Annotated in this window: 14 protein-coding genes; 11 read left to right on the top strand and 3 right to left on the bottom strand. The window is 60.7% G+C overall.

Annotated features, from left to right (window positions below; translation table 11 throughout):
* Positions 1 to 28: 28 nt before the first annotated feature.
* The 3 genes from recJ to FHK95_RS01150 form a co-directional block, all read right to left on the bottom strand.
* Positions 29 to 1,747, bottom strand: coding sequence for a single-stranded-DNA-specific exonuclease RecJ (recJ, locus tag FHK95_RS01140; protein WP_150302745.1), 1,719 nt, complete (start codon positions 1,745 to 1,747; stop codon positions 29 to 31).
* Positions 1,747 to 2,286, bottom strand: a complete 540-nt coding sequence (locus FHK95_RS01145; protein ID WP_150302746.1) for a YaeQ family protein — start codon at positions 2,284 to 2,286, stop codon at positions 1,747 to 1,749. The genes recJ and FHK95_RS01145 overlap by 1 nt, the downstream gene beginning before the upstream one ends.
* A gap of 104 nt (positions 2,287 to 2,390) precedes the next feature.
* Positions 2,391 to 2,876, bottom strand: a complete 486-nt coding sequence (locus FHK95_RS01150; RefSeq protein ID WP_150302747.1) for a CinA family protein — start codon at positions 2,874 to 2,876, stop codon at positions 2,391 to 2,393.
* Positions 2,877 to 3,177: 301 nt separating this feature from the next.
* Here FHK95_RS01150 and glgA point away from each other — a divergent pair, with 301 nt between their 5' ends.
* From glgA to clsB, 11 genes are all read left to right on the top strand, one after another.
* Complete coding sequence (gene glgA, locus FHK95_RS01155; protein WP_150302748.1) at positions 3,178 to 4,728, top strand: glycogen synthase GlgA; 1,551 nt, start codon at positions 3,178 to 3,180, stop codon at positions 4,726 to 4,728.
* The gene (gene treZ / locus FHK95_RS01160) at positions 4,725 to 6,479 is read left to right on the top strand and encodes a malto-oligosyltrehalose trehalohydrolase (RefSeq protein WP_150302749.1); all 1,755 of its coding nucleotides are present in this window, start codon (positions 4,725 to 4,727) and stop codon (positions 6,477 to 6,479) included. The genes glgA and treZ overlap by 4 nt, the downstream gene beginning before the upstream one ends.
* Positions 6,476 to 8,563: a 4-alpha-glucanotransferase gene (malQ, locus tag FHK95_RS01165; RefSeq protein ID WP_150302750.1), complete on the top strand. Its 2,088-nt coding sequence runs from the start codon at positions 6,476 to 6,478 to the stop codon at positions 8,561 to 8,563. Before treZ ends, malQ begins: the two co-directional genes overlap by 4 nt.
* Positions 8,564 to 8,597: 34 nt before the next feature.
* Positions 8,598 to 11,408, top strand: a complete 2,811-nt coding sequence (locus tag FHK95_RS01170; protein WP_150302751.1) for a malto-oligosyltrehalose synthase — start codon at positions 8,598 to 8,600, stop codon at positions 11,406 to 11,408.
* A complete protein-coding gene (locus tag FHK95_RS01175; RefSeq protein WP_150302752.1) occupies positions 11,405 to 11,740 on the top strand; it encodes a DUF2934 domain-containing protein in 336 nt (111 codons plus the stop codon). The genes FHK95_RS01170 and FHK95_RS01175 overlap by 4 nt, the downstream gene beginning before the upstream one ends.
* Positions 11,741 to 11,775: 35 nt before the next feature.
* Complete coding sequence (gene glgX, locus FHK95_RS01180) at positions 11,776 to 13,944, top strand: glycogen debranching protein GlgX (RefSeq protein ID WP_150302753.1); 2,169 nt, start codon at positions 11,776 to 11,778, stop codon at positions 13,942 to 13,944.
* Positions 13,945 to 14,003: 59 nt separating this feature from the next.
* Positions 14,004 to 14,759, top strand: coding sequence for a PIG-L deacetylase family protein (locus FHK95_RS01185; RefSeq protein WP_150302754.1), 756 nt, complete (start codon positions 14,004 to 14,006; stop codon positions 14,757 to 14,759).
* A gap of 345 nt (positions 14,760 to 15,104) precedes the next feature.
* The gene (locus FHK95_RS20000; RefSeq protein WP_178114674.1) at positions 15,105 to 15,272 is read left to right on the top strand and encodes a hypothetical protein; all 168 of its coding nucleotides are present in this window, start codon (positions 15,105 to 15,107) and stop codon (positions 15,270 to 15,272) included.
* 27 nt (positions 15,273 to 15,299) lie between these two features.
* Positions 15,300 to 16,229, top strand: coding sequence for a DUF72 domain-containing protein (locus FHK95_RS01190; protein WP_150302755.1), 930 nt, complete (start codon positions 15,300 to 15,302; stop codon positions 16,227 to 16,229).
* A 65-nt stretch (positions 16,230 to 16,294) separates the two neighbouring features.
* Complete coding sequence (locus tag FHK95_RS01195; RefSeq protein ID WP_150302934.1) at positions 16,295 to 17,014, top strand: endonuclease/exonuclease/phosphatase family protein; 720 nt, start codon at positions 16,295 to 16,297, stop codon at positions 17,012 to 17,014.
* Positions 17,011 to 18,246: a cardiolipin synthase ClsB gene (gene clsB / locus FHK95_RS01200; RefSeq protein ID WP_150302756.1), complete on the top strand. Its 1,236-nt coding sequence runs from the start codon at positions 17,011 to 17,013 to the stop codon at positions 18,244 to 18,246. The genes FHK95_RS01195 and clsB overlap by 4 nt, the downstream gene beginning before the upstream one ends.
* The last annotated feature ends 15 nt before the right edge of the window (positions 18,247 to 18,261 follow it).

Raw genomic sequence — 18,261 nt, forward strand, 5'->3', positions numbered from 1 at the left:
AACGCCGAGGGCAGCAAAGCCGGCCCGATCACGCCGGCTCGACGTGCTTGACCAGCAGCTGCAGGTTCTGCTGGCCGCGGTACTCGTTGATATCCAGGGTGTAGGCCAGGAGCACCCGCTGGATGGACGGGTTCGGCCAGACGGCAGGATCGATATTGAAGGCGATGGCATCGAGCAGCTGGGTGGCGCCGGGCAGTTGCACCACCATCTTCAGGTGGCGCTCACCGACAAGACGCTGCTGGATAATCTGGAATTCGCCATGAAAGCCCGGCTCTGGAAAATGCTGCCCCCAGGGCCCTGCCTCGCGCAGCTGGGCTGCCAGCGGAAGGTTGAATTCTTCTGCGCACAGCTCCCCATCGGACAACACGCGCCCGGTCAGGTCATCTGCCACCAGCTGACGGCGCACCTCGGCATCGAAGGCACCGCAGAACTGCTCGAACAGCGCTTCGGGCAAAGACAATCCGGCCGCCATGGCATGGCCCCCGAACTTGCTGATCAGCCCAGGATTCGCCGCCGCCACGGCGTCCAGTGCATCACGAATATGCAGGCCGGCAACCGAGCGCGCCGAGCCCTTGAGCATGCCGTCTCCGGCATCAGCGAAGGCAATGACCGGGCGGTGATAGCGGTCCTTCAGGCGCGAAGCAAGGATCCCGATGACGCCCTGGTGCCAGTCCGGATCGAACAGGCACAAGCCGAAGGGCAATTCCTGCTCCGACACGCTGACCGCGTCCAGACTGGCCAGCGCCTGTTGCTGCATGTCCCGCTCGATGGCCTTGCGGTCCTTGTTCAGCCCGTCCAGCTCACGGGCGATATCCCGTGCGAGATCTTCGTTCTCGGTGAGCAGGCATTCTATGCCCATGCTCATGTCGTCCAGGCGCCCCGCAGCATTCAGGCGGGGTCCGACGATAAACCCCAGGTCCGTGGACACCAGCCGCTGGGCCGGCCGCCCGGCGACTTCCAGCAGAGCGCGGATACCGGGCCGGCAGCGGCCACTACGAATACGCGCTAGCCCCTGATGCACCAGAATCCGGTTATTGGCATCCAGCGGCACCACGTCGGCAACCGTGCCCAGGGCCACCAGATCAAGCAGCTCAGCCAGATTCGGCTCGGGGCGCTCGGTATTGAACCAGCCGCTTTCACGCAGCTCGGCGCGCAGCGCCAGCATCACGTAGAAGATCACGCCTACCCCGGCGATGGCCTTGCTCGGGAAATCGCAACCAGGCTGACTCGGATTGACGATGGCGTCGGCGGCCGGCAGGTGCTCGGCCGGCAGGTGATGATCGGTGACCACCACCGATAGCCCGGCCGCCTTCGCGGCGGCCACCCCTTCGATACTGGAGATACCGTTATCCACGGTGACCAGTACCTCTGGATGGCTTCTCAGCGCCACTTCGACAATTTCCGGGGTGAGGCCATAACCGAATTCGAAGCGGTTAGGCACCAGATAGTCCACCCGTCCGGCACCCAGGGCACGCAGACCCAGTACCGCAACACTACAGGCGGTGGCGCCGTCACAGTCGAAATCACCCACAATCAAGATAGGCTGCTGCCGTTCCAGCGCCCGGCGCAGCACCGCCACCGCCTCGCGCATGCCCTTGAACAAATCAAAGGGCAGCAGCGATTTCAGGCTATGGTCCAGCTCAGCAGCGCTGGCAACACCGCGCGCGGCATACAAGCGTTGTAACAGCGGCGGCAAATCGCCCAGCTCGGGCAGATCGATGGGGACGGGGCGGGCTTCGATGCGCATCAGCGTTCGCCCTGCAGCCATTCCAGCTTTAGCTCATGCTGCATGCGCGCATCACTGACATACAACACGTCATCGCTGATCATCAGTCCCCAATCGATGGTGCGAGGCAGATCGGTTGCCAGCAGATCAAGCGGTTCCTGCGGCAATACGGCGATCTTCAGATTCTTCAATCCAGCCACGGCGGGTAAGACCTTGCTCGCCCAGACGCGGGTGTTGCCATAGGCTAGCAGGGAGAGTTTTTCGGACCGACGCGAGCACCAGATCAGGCGGTCGGCATCCGGCTGGCCTACTTCGATCCAGTGTTCGATGCGATCATCCAGGCTCTTGTGCCACAACGCCGGCTCATCAACGTCGGATAGGCCTCGTCCGAAGGCGAGCCGCTCCTGATACCACAGACCATAGGCCAGAATGCGCGCGGTCATGCGCTGTTCGGTTTCCGACGGGTGACGCGCAATGGTGATGCGTACCGACTCGTAGATGCCTTGGTCAACATCGGACAGACCGAGGTGGACCTTGTAGGGTGTCGCTTGCTGGGCCATGGGGTTCCCGACGGGAAAAAGGGGCAGGCAGTGTACCCTAAACGGCTGCGTCACCGCAGCGAGGGTGCAGTCCCGCCCCGCTCGGTCAGCGAAACTCCAGCCGACTAAGCATCAAGCATCTGGCGGTAACATTCCGGGATCTTCAACAGCCCGTATTGCGCAGCCAGCTCTCGGACCTGATTGCGGCTACCGTCAAACTGCTTTGTTTCGCTGACCACGTGCTCGCGACCATGCTGCCTCAGCGCCCAGGCGAAACACACAGTGCCATCCAGGTCCTCATCCTCTGACTCAGCGACACCTGTATTGGCTATCGCCATGCTGGACTCGCTGTTACGCAGCGCGCCGAGTGCCATCTCCCGCGCCACAGGTTCACTGGTCAGGCCATGCTCTTCAATGGTGGCAAAGCTGACGCCCAGGCAATCATTCTTGGCCTCTGGCGCGTACACCACGTAACCACGCTCAAATACCGCACCGCATCCCGGGATATCGGCCAACTTGGTTGCCATCAGACCGGCCGTGCAGGACTCGGCGGTGGACAGTTTTAGTTGATGCGATTTAAGAAAATCGATCACGACTTTGACACTTTGCATATTTACTCTGCCCCTTTATTAACGGCCCGGAGAGCCTGTAAGTAAGAGGGAGTCGCAATTACCAAAGTTCCGGACATTTCCTGTTGCGCACTGCGTCGCAAAACTGGAACTAAGCCCCTGGATTCAGGTCATCAATGTAAGCGGATTTTTTATCCGCAGCAGCAGCCCCCCTTGCTTATAGCGCGCGGATTTAGAGGCCTTCTGCCATGGACGGTTTGGGCAGTACTGCGCACCGAAAAAGTGCACAGCACTCAGACAGGAGCTGCCACGCCAGAGGCCCAATACGCGGAGGATAGTGAGTATGGGAAATGTTGTAACAACAGTGCGTTCCGCCGATCCGGGTCAAGTAAAAGTCCGGCCACAACTTCATGTAGAGAGTCAGCAAAGCCAGAAAAAGAAAGTGCTCTTTGTCACCCCGGAATTTGCCGATCTCGTCAAGGTTGGTGGCCTGGGAGACGTCTCCTCTTCATTGCCGCGGGCGCTTGCCGCCTATCATGATATTCGCGTGGTAATACCCGGCTACAGCCAGGTAATGGACAGCGGGCATCCGATCAGAATCGTCGGCAAGGTAGAAGGTCGCGCGGCGATCCCCCCGTGCCGGATTGGGCGCATCGATATGGCCGACGGGCTGATCATCTACGTGCTCATTTGCCCTGAACTCTATGAGCGTGAAGGCACTCCTTACGCTGACGAGCAGGGCCGCGACTGGCCCGACAATCATATCCGTTTTGCTCGCCTCGGCCTGGCAGCTGCCGATCTGGCTTCGGGGCATGCGGGGATCAGTTGGTGCCCTCAACTGGTGCACGCCAATGACTGGCCCGCCGGTCTGGCGTCGGCCTACATGGCCCTGCGAGGCGACCGAACGCCTAGCGTTTTCACCATCCACAACCTGGCCTACCAGGGCGTGTGTGATGCCGCGTGCTTGCCCGAGCTGGGCATTCCTCAGCAGGCATTTGTGCCAGAAGGTCTCGAATTCTACGGAAAATTATCTTTTCTCAAGGCCGGTATCGTCTACGCCAGCCACATCACCACCGTCAGCAAAACCTACGCCCATGAGATCACCACCGCAGAAGCCGGTTGTGGACTCGACGGCCTGCTCAGGCACCGCGCGGCTGAAGGGCGCCTGACCGGTATTACCAATGGAATTGATCAAAGCTGGGAACCGGGCAGTGATCCGCACCTGATCGAAGGTTTTACCGACCTGGAAGCCGACGGCAAAGCCGAACATGCGCGTTATATCGAAGCGACCTTCGGGCTGGATTCGGAGGACGGGCCGCTGTTCGTGGTGGTCTCGCGCCTGGTACACCAGAAAGGCATTGACCTGACCTGGGAAATTGCCGGCGATATCGTCGCCGCGGGTGGCCGTATCGCCGTCATTGGTCGCGGCGAGCGGGCGCTGGAAGCGGAAATGGTCGAGCTGCAAGAGCGCTACCCCGGCCGCATCGGCGTCCACATTGGCTTCAACGAACTGGATGCACGGCGCATGTATGCCGGCAGCGATTTTCTGCTCATGCCTTCGCGCTTCGAACCCTGCGGACTGAGCCAGATGTATGCGCAGCGTTTCGGCTCGCTGCCGATCGCGCACCGCACCGGTGGCCTGGTCGACACCATCGAAGATGGCGTCACCGGTTTCCTGTTCAGTGACGCCACTGCGGACAGCTACCGCGATGCGGTAATGCGCGCCATCAGGATCTACCAGCATCCGGAGCTCATGAACGCCATGCGTCGCCGCGCCATGATGTCCCCCATGTACTGGGCGGAATCGGTCAAACCCTACGATGAGCTCTACCGCGGCCTGGTTCGCGAACGGGTTCCCCAGGCATTGGCAGCAGACGTCGGGAGGCGAAGTTGACGGCAGGCGCGCCCACCCATGGCGCACTGGTACTGGACAACGGCGATACCCGTTTCAGTCTCTGGGCTCCCGATGCTCGTGAGGTCTCGGTTGAGCTGGTCAGTGGTGCCATTCATAACCTGAGATCGCAAGCCGACGGCTGGTTCAGGGCAGAGGTGCCCTGCCCGGCCGGCACCGGTTATCGCTTCATCATCAACGGTGACCTGCGGGTACCGGATCCCGCGTCCCGCGCTCAGCTCGGGGATGTGCATGCCTTCAGTTCCGTGGTCGATCACGACGCATTCAACTGGCAGACCTCGGAATGGCAAGGACGTCCCTGGCACGAGACCATCATCTATGAATTGCATGTCGGCCTGCTCGGCGGGTTCAAGGGCGTTCAGGCCTACCTGCCCTACCTGCAGAAACTGGGCATTACCGCCATAGAACTCATGCCCCTGGGTGAATTTCCAGGCGCGCGCAACTGGGGCTACGACGGCGTGTTGCCGTTCGCCCCGGACTCCTCCTACGGCACCCCGGAAGACCTGAAAGCGCTGATTGATGCCGCCCATGCCATCGGACTGATGGTCTATGTCGATGTGGTCTACAACCATTTCGGCCCTGATGGTAATTACCTCGGGCATTACGCCAGTGATTTTTTCCGTCAGGACATCGAGACCCCATGGGGCCCGGCAATCGACTTCCGGCGGCCTGAGGTGCGCAACTTCTTCTGCGAGAACGCGCTGATGTGGGTGGTCGACTACCGCGTCGACGGCCTGCGCTTTGATGCAGTGCATGCCATCAGCGAGAAGGATTTCCTGGTCGAGCTGGCGCAGCGGGTGCGTGAGGCGACGGGGCCCGAGCGCCATGTGCATCTGGTCCTGGAGAATGAGGATAACTCGGCCAAACTGTTGCAGCGCGGCTTCGACGCCCAGTGGAATGATGACGCGCATAACGTCCTGCATACCTTGCTAACCGGCGAGCAGGAGGGTTATTACGCCGAGTTTGCCGAGCAGCCGACGCTGAAGCTGGCACGCTGCCTGGGCGAAGGCTTTATCTTCCAGGGCGAGGACTCGCGACACGGCGTCAGCCGCGGCGAACCCAGCGGCCATCTGCCGCCCTCCGCTTTTGTGCTGTTCCTGCAGAATCACGACCAGATTGGCAACCGCGCCTTCGGTGAACGCCTGACCTTGCTGACTGACGAGGCCACGCTCAAGGCATCCATCGCGCTGATGCTGCTCTCGCCCATGGTGCCCCTGCTGTTCATGGGTGAGGAATGGGGTTCGAAGAAGCCCTTCCTGTATTTCACTGACCACAACGAGGAACTGGCGCAGGCGGTGCGCGAAGGTCGACAGAGGGAGTTCAGTGAATTCTCGCTGTTCACCGAGCATCCCGAGCGCAAGATCCCCGATCCCAATGCCGTGGAAACCTTCTCGGCGTCGCGACCGGACTATGTCGCCATTAGCCGGCCCGAGTACCAGCACTGGCGTGACTTCTACAGCAGCCTGCTCAACCTGCGCCATCAGCAGATCATCCCGCGGCTTGCCGGCGCCCGATTTGCCGGCGCCAGCGTCCTGGCTGACGACGCTGTGTCGGCCTCCTGGCGCATGGGCGACGGCAGTCTGTTGCGCATCGACATCAATCTCAGCGACGCCTATGTCACCTGTGACCCATCGTCCGAAACAGCCCAGTGCCTGTTCGCCTATAACGGCGACGCTGATGCCGGTGTGTTGTCGCCCCGAAGTACCCTCGTCTTCCTGGAACCCGCTGCATGAGTGATGCGCTATTGACCCGACTGGCCAGAGCGGCCGGTATCAATGTCGAATGGATTGATGCCTTTGATGAAACGCAGCAGGTCTCGATTGCCGTGCAGCGCGATCTGCTGGAAGCGCTGGGCTATGCCACCGGCAGTGATACGCTGATCAGGGAAAGCCTCGCGCACCTGAAGGCGCAGCAGTGCGGTAAAGAGCTGGCTCCTCTCATCACCATGGAAGCTGGCCAGAAACTCCCGCTGACCCCGCACTTCACTCCCGGCACGGCTTTTCGGTTGGCGCTCGAAAACGGCGAAACCCGCGAGGGCAAACTCGACGCCTCCGGCGCACTGCCGGCTATCGACGACTGGGGCTACCATCAGCTGGAGATTGGCGACGAACAGATCACGCTGGCCACCGCGCCGCACGCCTGCCCCAGCGTCGAGGAATTGACCGGGAAAAGCCAAGCGCGCCTCTGGGGGCTCACGGCGCAGCTCTACTCCCTGCGGCGCAAGGGCGACGGTGGCCTGGGTGATACAGCGGCGCTGGCTGACCTGGCCCAATGCGCCGCCGATGCCGGCGCAGACACCCTGGCAATGAGTCCGGTACATGCGATGTTCAGCGCCGATACCGGCAACTACAGCCCGTACTCCCCCTCCAGCCGCATGTTCTTCAACATTCTGCACTCCGCGCCAGAGAGCGTGCTGGGCGAACAAGCGGTAGCGCAGGCCATTGCCGAATGCGGCCTTGCCGAAGAAATGCAGCGGCTCGAAGCACTGGATCTGATCGACTGGCCAGCAGCCTCAAGCGTGCGGCTCAGGTTATTGCGCCAGCTCTACCGCACTTTCAGCGCCACCCGGACCGACTTGCACGACGACCTGGACCTATTTGAGCAGCAGGGAGGCGAGGCGCTTGCCCAGCACTGTCGCTTCGAGGCTTTACATGGGCACATGCTTGGCGGGGGCCAGCCAGGTGACTGGCGCCAATGGCCGCAGCCCTTCCGTAACCCGCACAGCGCCGAGGTAGAACGTTTCGCCAGCGACCATGCTGCTGAGGTCGGCTTCCATGTATTCGCCCAGTGGTTGATTGATCGCAGTCTGCGGCGTGCGCAGAAAGCCGCCTGCGACGCGGGCATGCGTCTGGGCCTGATTGCCGACCTGGCCGTCGGTGCAAACGGCTCGGGCAGCCAGGTCTGGACCCGGCAGACCGAGTTTCTCCCCTCGGTCACCGTCGGCGCGCCCCCGGACTTGCTCAGCCGTACCGGTCAGGATTGGGGGATATCGGCCTTTTCTCCCGCCGGCCTGCGCGCCAACGGGTTTCGCGCTTTCATCGAGATGTTGCAGACCAACATGGCGCATGCCGGCGGCATTCGCATCGATCATGTAATGGGCCTGCAGCGGTTATGGATTATCCCGCATGGCGCCACCCCCGATCAGGGCGCCTACCTCGACTACCCCTTTAAGGACCAGTTGCGGCTGATCGCCCTGGAAGCCTGGCGCCACCGCACTCTGGTGGTCGGTGAGGACCTGGGCACGGTGCCGCCTGGCCTGCGAGAAGAGCTTGCCAGCCGCAATATTCTCGGCATGCGCGTGCTGCTGTTCGAGCAGGACGAGGGGCATTTCATTGCTCCGGCGAAATGGCCGAAGGACGCTCTGGCGACCACCACCACTCATGACCTGCCCAGCATCAGCGGCTGGTTCAAGGGCCATGATATCGAATGGCGACTCAAGGCAGGACATATCTGCCCCGAGCATGCCGAGGAGGACCGGCCGGCGCGCGAAAAAGAAAAGCGCGCCCTGACCTCTGCTCTCACCCAGGCCGGCTGTCTGGACCGGATGGATGCCGGCCTGAGCAAGAAGCTTGAGGCCAGTATCGAGTACGTGGGCAGCACGCCGGCACCGCTGGTGCTATTGCCCATCGAAGATGTCATGGCCAGCGAGGAGCAGCCGAATCTGCCTGGGCCCGGTGATGAACACCCCAACTGGCGCCGCCGCTGGCCGATGGAAGCGCGGCATATGCTGGATGACAAGCAGGTCAAGAGCCGGCTGCAGCGCCTGGCCTTTGCTCGCGCTTCAGCGCGAACGCGGCGGAACACGACCAAGCCCTGACCACAGCAACACACTTCAAGCGGAACAGCACACCATGAACGATCTACGGGCGACGCTAAGACTGCAATTTCACAAGGGCTTCACCCTCGACGACGCGGTACCTCTGGTCCGGTATTTTTCTCGACTGGGCATCAGCCATATCTATGCCTCCCCGCTGCTCACGGCTCGACCCGGCTCGATGCACGGCTATGACGTGGTCGACCCGACTCGCATCAATCCCGAGCTGGGAGGCGAAGCCGCGCTGGAACGGCTGGTCAACGAACTGCGTGACCACCGCATGGGGCTGATCCTGGATATCGTGTCCAATCATATGGCTGTCGGTGGCGATGCCAATCCCTGGTGGCAGGACGTGCTGGAATGGGGACCAATGAGCCACTATGCGCAATTCTTCGATATCCAGTGGCAGTCGCTGGACCCGCTGATGCACGGCCAGCTGCTGGTACCCTTTCTGCGCACGGATTACGGCGAAGTGCTCGCCTCCGGCGAGATTGAACTGCATTTCGATGCCAAGGAAGGCGCGTTCTATGCCAGCCACTACGATCATCGCTTCCCCTTGCATCCGCCCACCTACGCTGACGTATTAGAGGGCAGCGACAATGCAACCCTGGTCGCCCTGTCGAGCGAATTTGCCGAACTGGAAAACACCGCCGGGGCGTGGAAAGCGGCCCGCGTGCTGCGCCGTGATCTGTCGATCCAGGCGGCCAATACCGACACCCTGAAAGCGATAGAAGCGGCGCTGTTACGCTTTCGCCCGGATACCCCGGAGGGCAAGGAAAGGCTGCATCAGCTACTCGAACGGCAACACTACCGCCTCGCCAGCTGGCGTACCGCCTCGGACGACATCAACTGGCGGCGGTTCTTCGATATCAACGAACTCGGCGGGCTGCGGGTCGAGAACACTGCGGTGTTCGAGGCGACCCACGCGAAGATATTCGAGCTGATCGAAAAGGGCTGGCTCAACGGTTTGCGCATTGATCACGTGGACGGCCTGGCGAACCCCCGCGCGTACTGCCGCAAGCTGCGCCGGCGGGTCAACAGTCTGCTCGACAAGCGTCCAGCAGACTTGTTGGGCGAGCAATTTCCGATCTACGTCGAGAAGATCATTGCCGAAGGCGAAACCCTGGCCAATGACTGGGGCGTCAACGGCACCACCGGCTACGAATTCATGAATCAGGTGTCGTTGTTGCAGCACGACCCGCGCGGCGAGCCCACGCTGACTGAATTCTGGGCCGAGCTCAGTGGCCGGCCGACGGATTTCATGGTCGAGGTCTACGAGGCACGCAAACTGGTGCTCGCCGGCTCCCTCGCCGGCGATCTGGAAACCGTGGCGCAGGGTTTGCTGCAGATCGCTCGCCAGGATATCGACACCCGCGATCTGACACTGGGCTCGATACGCCGGGCGCTGACCGAGCTGGTGGCGCATTTTCCGGTTTACCGAACCTACGCAGGCGCCTGCGGGCGCTCCCACACAGACGCCGAATTCTTTCAGCAAGCCTTCGAAGGTGCGCGTGAGGTGCTCTCCGAAGCGGACTGGCCAATCCTCGACAAGCTCGACAAATGGCTCGGTGGGCAGCCGCTGCGCGAGCTGCCGCCTGGCAACGAACGCCATCTAAGACAGAAAATACTCGCACGTTTTCAACAACTTACCTCCCCTGCCGCGGCAAAGGCGGTGGAGGATACGGCCTGCTACCGCTCCGGCGTGCTGTTGTCACGCTACGACGTAGGCTATGACCCGCAACATTTCAGCGCACCGCTGGAAGCCTTTCACAAGACCTGTCTGGATCGGTTGATCCACTTCCCGGAAAACCTGCTGACCACTGCCACGCATGACAACAAGCGCGGCGAAGATACCCGCGCCCGGCTGGCCATTCTCAGCGAGCGCGCCGAATGGTTTATCCACCGCGTGCAGGATTGGCAGGCATTGGCCGCGCCCCTGCGCCAGGAACTGGCGGACGGCGTCGCCCCCAGTCCGGCGGATGAATACATTCTGTACCAGACCTTGATTGGCAGTTGGCCGCTGGGGTTGGAACCGGGCGACCAGTCGAGCATGGAGGAATACCTGCAGCGCTTGGTCGGCTGGCAGGAGAAGGCCCTGCGTGAAGCCAAATTGCGCAGTAGCTGGAGCGTACCCAACGAGACATATGAGACCGCCTGTCGCGAGTTTCTGACCCGTCTATTGACCGATGAAAGTGCCCGCGAACTATGTGAGGACATCGCCGCTGCTGCCGCCGATATTGCCCCCGCTGGTGCGCTGAACAGTCTGACTCAGAGCCTGTTACGCATGACCGTGCCCGGGGTCCCGGACCTGTACCAGGGAACCGAATTCTGGGATTTCTGCCTGGTGGATCCGGACAACCGGCGCCCGGTCGATTTCAGTGCCCGAGTCGCTGCACTGAAGCAGCTGCCAGACAAGCAGGAACTGGTGGAACATTGGCGCGATGGCCGCGTCAAACAATGGCTGCTGCGCTGCACTCTGACTGTACGTGGCGCCCAGCCCCAGATGTTCAGCCGGGGCGCTTATATTCCGCTGGAGATCGAGGGCGAGTACGCCGACCGCGCTATCGCGTTCGCGCGATGCTTTGAAGGAGATTACATGATCATCGTCGCGCCCTTGCGCTCCTCCGATTTACTGAATGGCCGTGACACGCCACACATTCCACCCGAGCAGTGGGGCGATACGCGGGTCCGCCTGCCCAGCCCGTTCAATGAAAACGCGCTGACCGGCGTGTTTTCCGCGCGTGCCATCGAACCTCAAGCGGGCAGTATTGCACTGTCCGAGGTACTGGCCGACTTCCCCGTGAACCTTCTTTGTTCCACTCCACATTGTCAGGAGTTCCTCTTATGACCGCAGATGAAATGCGCATCCGCGAATTCGCCTACCAGATCTGGGAATCCGAAGGCCGGCCTGCCGGCATGCATGACCGACACTGGGAAATGGCCCGCAAGCTGGTCGAGGCCGAGAATCAGGAAGCCGCCAGACCCACTATCAGCAATCGCAAGGTAACCCGGCCTACCGAGGCAAACCTGACGCCGGAAGCCAACGCGCCGACGGCGGCAGCCAAAAAACCCCGTGCGCCGCGGGCATCGGCTGCCAAAACCACCAAGGAGCCGAAAGAACCCAAAGCGCCGAAAGTACCCAAAGCAACCAAGACGCCGAAGGCGCCCAAGAGCAAATAACCTGCCCGCCGGGCAGGCTTTGAAGAGGTCATAGCATGAGCAGTCGACACCACGAAACCAGTCCGCTGGAGCCCGAATTCAAGCAGACGTCCCGCATTACCGAGGGCTCGCCTTTTCCGCTGGGCGCCACATGGGACGGATTGGGCGTCAACTTCGCACTGTTTTCGGCACATGCCACCAAGGTCGAGCTTTGCCTGTTCGACAGCAGCGGCCAGGTTGAACTGGAACGCATAGAGCTGCCTGAATATACCGACGAGATCTGGCACGGTTACCTCCCCGACGCTCACCCCGGCGTTATTTATGGGTACCGTGTCTACGGTCCCTACGATCCGGAAGCCGGGCATCGTTTCAATCACCACAAGCTTCTGATTGACCCCTATGCCAAGCAATTGGTAGGCAAGCTGGAATGGACCGACGAGCTGTTCGGCTACACCATTGGCTCGCCGGACGGCGACCTGAGTTTCGATGAACGTGACAGCGCACCCTTCGTGCCCAAGGCCAAGGTCATTGATCCAGCGTTTACCTGGGGGGACCAGCATCACCCCCGGGTGCCCTGGAACAAGACCATTGTGTATGAGACCAACGTGCGCGGTTTCACCATGCAACACCCCGCCGTGCCGGAGGATGCACGCGGGACCTTCGCGGGTCTGGCACACAATGAAGTCATGAAGCATATCCGTTCGCTGGGCGTCACCAGCGTCGAGCTGCTGCCTATCCATGCCTTCGTGAACGAACCGCACCTGCAGGAGAAGGGGCTCGCCAATTTCTGGGGCTACAACACCATTGCCTTCTTCGCACCGCATGCGCCCTATCTGGCCAGCGGCAAAATCAGCGAGTTCAAGGAAATGGTCGCGCGCATGCATAGCGCTGGGCTCGAGGTGATCCTTGACGTGGTCTACAACCACACCGCCGAAGGCAATGAGATGGGCCCGACGCTGTCCATGCGCGGCATCGACAACTCCAGCTATTACCGCCTGATGCCGGACAACAAGCGCCATTACATCAATGACTCCGGCACCGGCAACACATTGGATCTGGGTCACCCCTGCGTCCTGCAGATGGTCACCGACTCGTTACGCTATTGGGCCACCGAGATGCGCGTGGATGGCTTCCGCTTTGACCTGGCAACCATCCTCGCTCGCCATCATGACGGCTACGACGAACGCCACGGCTTCCTGGTCGCCTGCCGGCAGGATCCAATACTGAGCAAGGTCAAGTTGATCGCCGAGCCGTGGGACTGCGGTCCCGGTGGCTATCAGGTGGGCGGATTTCCGCCGGGCTGGTCCGAGTGGAATGACCAGTTCCGCGACAATGTGCGCGCTTACTGGCGCGGCGACGAAGGCAAACTGCCGGAGCTGGCCAGCCGACTCACTGCCTCGGGTGATCGCTTCAACCAACGCGGCCGGCGCCCCTATGCGTCAATCAACTTCATTACTGCCCACGATGGTTTCACCCTGCGTGACATCGTTACCTATAACGACAAGCATAACGACGCCAACGGCGAGGACAACGAAGACGGGCACGATAACAACCTCTCGTGGAACCACGGTGTAGAAGGTTACACCGATGACCAGGAGATCAATGAGCTGCGCATGCGCCAGATGCGCAACATGCTCGCGACCCTGGTGTTCTCCCAGGGCACGCCGATGCTACTGGCCGGCGACGAGTTTGGCCGCACCCAGCATGGCAACAACAACGTCTATTGTCAGGATAACGAGATTGGCTGGATCGACTGGAGTCTGGACGAAGAAGGCACCGCCCTGCTCGCCTTTACCCGTCGCCTGATCGCGCTACGCCAAGCGCACCCGGTTCTGCGCCGCGGACGTTTCCTGGTCGGTCATTACAATGAAGATCTCGGGGTCAAGGATGTGACCTGGTTGATGCCCGACGGCGACGAGATGTCTGAAGAACACTGGCATGACACCAATGGTCGCTGCATCGGCATGCTGATGGATGGGCGAGCCCAGCCCACCGGCATCCGCCGCGGCGGAGAAGACGCCACCCTGCTGCTATTAATGAACGCACATCACGAAACAGTGAACTTTTTGCTTCCTGAAGTTGCCCAAGGGTCTGGCTGGGTGTGCCTGATCGATACCAACCGGCCGGAACTCAGACGGCTTGAGCACCACCAGTTCGATAGCCATTTTGCGGTCACCAGTCGCTCACTGGTGTTGTTTGAGTTGCATCACAAGGACCAGCGGTAGGGCTTCGGACCGACCTCGGGTATAGATAGCGCTGACCCTCCTAGGGAGCTGGGAAAACGATGAACTTTGATAGCACCAGGGATGGCTCTCCGCTGCACGCCTGGAGAAATTCGGAACGTATGGCGCTGGTTCCGGTGGTTACCTGCGAGCAGCTGGTTCCAGCACATGCTCGCGCGGTGATCATCTCAACCCATCCGGATGACGAGATCCTTGGCTGCGGCGGGTTATTGCAGTTGCTCGCCCGGCAACAGCGCAGCCTGATGCTGGTGTCCATGACCAACGGCAGCGCCAGCCATCCCGGCTCCAGGCTCTGGACGGCGGAGCGGCTGGGTATCATACGTCCTCAGGAAAGTGCTGAAGCTCTTCGCCGTCTGGGTCTGTCGATGAATCATCTGCAATGGATTCATGGCGGCTTCCCCGACGCGGAGCTGGCCGGTCATCAACCTGCTCTGATCGAATTTCTCCGCACCTACCTTCGCCCTACCGATGTTGTATTCACACCCTGGCGTGATGACGGCCACAGCGACCATCAGGCGGTCGCCCAGGCGGCTATTGCTGTGGGCGCGGAGATTGGTTGTGCCGTGCATGAGGTGCCGGTCTTTGCCTGGCAATGGGCAAGCCCGGAGGATCCGCGAATCCCCTGGAAACGCGCATGCAAGATCCACCTGGACCGCTGGACCCAGGCGCGCAAACGTCACGCCATCCAGGCCTTCGCCAGCCAGCTGAGCGGCGATCCCGAAGCCGGACTCGCGCCAGCCCTGACCCCTGCCATGCTTGAGCGGATGCAGCAGCCGTATGAGGTTGTGTTTGTTTAGGGTCCAGTGATCGTTTGACAGCTGGGCGACACCATCTGACCGCTTGGAAGCAACACAACCCACCCTCTGGTTTGTGTTTCGAAGTCAGCTGCCGCGAGGCGACAGGGATGGGTTCACGGCGTCTTGCGCCAGCCTGGCAGCCGGTGGGCGCTGTGCTCCGATCCGGCTAATTGACTTGCTGAATTCAATCCCCTCTAGCCCCCCCTTCTACCAAGGCGGAACTGGTCCGAGCCGGCGGCCTAAGTCAGCGATCGCAAAAAAACTGAACCGTACCTGCAGCCTCAAGTCGGAATATTAGAAGCCTGCATTGATTCGTAAGCCGTTCAGTTAGCGCGAGGATCCAACATGAAAGCAGTCAATCCGCCGAAAAAAGATGATAAGCCACACAAAGAGGTGCCCGACCCGGACCGTGGATCTCGAGAGAAACTTGAAAACCCCGAGGACAAGGAAGACCGCATCGACGAGACGATCGACGACTCTTTCCCGGCCAGCGACCCACCAGCTAACTATTGACCCCCCTCGGCAGCAAAAGGACGCTGAATGAGCGACATTCGCATCGGCATTTCCGGTTGGCGCTATCGTCCTTGGCGCGGGGATTTCTACCCAGACGGGTTAGTGCAGCGCCGGGAGCTGGAATATGCCTCGCGTGCAGTTAACAGCATCGAAATTAACGGCTCCTTCTATGCCCTGCAAACGCCAGAACGCTATGCCAGCTGGGCTGAGGAAACACCGGAGGATTTTGTCTTCAGTGTGAAGGGGCCGCGGTTCATTACCCACACCAAACGCCTGCGCGACATTGAAGAGCCCCTGGCGAACTTCTTCGCGTCGGGTCCGCTGCATCTGGGCCGCAAACTCGGACCGATGCTCTGGCAGTTTCCGGCGAATTTTAAACTCGATCCGCAGCAGTTCGAGGATTTCCTGCAGCGTTTGCCGCGCTCCACCGCCGAGGCAACCAAACTCGCCCAGGGCTGCGCCGAACGGCTGAAGAAACCAGGATATCTGGATATTGATAGCAAACAGCGGATACGGCATGCCGTCGAGATCCGTAATCCAAAGGGCCTCGATGAGGAATTCGTCGAGCTGCTGCGCAGCCAGCAGATCGCGCTGGTTATAGCGGACACCGCCGGCAAATGGCCCTATCACGAAGACCTCACCAGCGACTTCGTATACATCCGCCTGCATGGCGACAAAGAGCTTTATAGCAGCGGCTATTCCGACGAAGCCCTCGAACGCTGGAAGAAACGTATCAAGCTCTGGACCAAGGGCCGCCAACCGCGGGATGCGACGCTTATTGCACCCCAGCAGAAGACGCCGCCCAAGGCCTGCGATCTGTACTGTTATTTCGACAACGATATTAAAGTCCGCGCCCCCTACGACGCCCGCCAGTTGCTCGACAAACTCGGCCTCGGCAAGAAGCTGGAAGTCGTACCAGGGCAACCGCCGGACGAAGGCACGGGAGCCAAGCAGTGACCCAAGCGTCTTATTCCGCCCACGCCAAAACCCAACTCGCCCCCCCGGTACATTCACTACGCATCATGACGGCGAATGTGCACAAGGGATTTACCTTTTTTAATCGGCGCTTCATTTTGCCGGAGCTGCGCGACGCGGTTAATACCTTGTCAGCCGATCTGGTGTTCATGCAGGAAGTGTTAGGCGCGCACCGCGTGCACGCCGAACGCTGGCACAACTGGCCCGATACGTCGCAGTATGAATTTCTCGCCGATACCATGTGGCCGGACTTCGCCTACGGGCGTAACGCCGTCTATCCGGACGGCGATCATGGCAATGCCCTGCTTTCCAAGTTTCCGATACTGCGCTACGACAACCTCGACGTCAGCATCAGCGGCACCGAAGAACGCGGCATGCTGCATTCGGTACTCGACGTGCCCGGCCAGCGTGACGTGCATGCCATCTGCGTGCACCTTGGCTTGCGTGAAACGCACCGGGACGAGCAGCTGCGCCTGTTAAGCACCTTTCTCGAGAGTCTGCCGGCGAACGAAACCGTGATTGTCGCGGGGGATTTCAACGACTGGCGATTACGCGCCGACGGCATCATGAATGAGTGCGGCATGATCGAAGCCTTCGTCAACGCCTACGGCAAACCGGCGAAGAGTTTCCCGGCGCGCTGGCCCCTGTTGCGCCTGGACCGCGTCTACGTGCGCAACGCAACGACCCATGCCCCTGCAGTACTTTCCAAACGGCCGTGGTCTCATTTATCAGACCACGCTCCCCTGGTTGTCGAGGTACGACTATGAGATTCAACTGGCAGGAAGGCAACGACGTCGACCTACTCATCAATGGTGAGGAGTTTTTCCCACGTGTATTCGAGTGCATTCGCGCCGCGCGCAGGGAAATACTGCTGGAGACCTTTATCATATTTGATGACAAGGTCGGCCGTGCGCTCAAGGATGCGCTGTTGGATGCTGCTTCGCGCGGCGTTCATGTGGAGATGATTGTAGATGGCTACGGCACGGCAGATCTGAGCAGTGACTACATCGCCGAGCTGGCAGCGGCAGGCATCGTCATGCAGATGTTTGACCCCCGCCCTCGCGTGCTCGGCATGCGTACCAACTTGTTCCGGCGGCTGCACCGCAAGATCATCGTCATCGACGCCGAGATCGGCTTCGTCGGCGGCATCAACTTTGGGGCCGATCACCTGGCTGACTTCGGTCCACTGGCTAAACAGGACTATGCCGTTCAGGTGCGCGGGCCAATCGTTGCCGACCTGCACCGCGCCAGCCGCGCCATCCTCAAACACAGCCAGATCGCCGAGCCGCTGCCAGACATAGAACCGGTAACAGCTCGAGCCGGAAACTCGCGCATGTTGTTGTCGATCCGCGATAACCAGACTCACCGCACCGATATTGAACAGCAATATCTGCGCGCTATTCGCTCGGCACATTACCGCCTGTTGCTGGCCAATGCCTATTTCTTCCCGGGCTACCGCATCCTTCGCGAATTGCGCAATGCCGCCCGGCGCGGCGTGAAGGTAACATTGATTCTCCAGGGCCAGCCGGATAGAGCTTGGGTGCGCGGGCTGTCGGTGCTGCTATACAACTACCTGTTGCGCGATGGCGTCATCATTCATGAGTACTGTGAGCGGCCACTGCACGCCAAGATCGCACTGGTGGACCGTGAGTGGTGCACCGTCGGCTCAAGCAATCTCGACCCGTTGAGTCTTTCGCTCAACCTCGAGGCGAACCTGTTCATTCGTGACCCCGATTTGAATCAGCAGCTGTACGAACATCTGGTAGAGCTGGGCAGGAGCAAATGCAAGCCGGTCACCCTGAAAGTAGCTGCCAAGGGCTATTGGTGGCGCGCCCCACTGATCTCGGCCAGCTTCCATTTCCTGCGGCATTTTCCGGCCATCATCGGCTGGCTGCCCGCGCATACCCCTAAACTTGAACCTGTGACTGACGAAGCGGCACCTGCCGACGCGATTACCACGCCCCCCAATCTGTCTTGCAGCCAAGAGAAGTCCCAGTGAAGAAATCCCAATCCA

Source organism: Pseudomonas saliphila (assembly GCF_008638345.1).
Lineage (GTDB): Bacteria > Pseudomonadota > Gammaproteobacteria > Pseudomonadales > Pseudomonadaceae > Halopseudomonas > Halopseudomonas saliphila.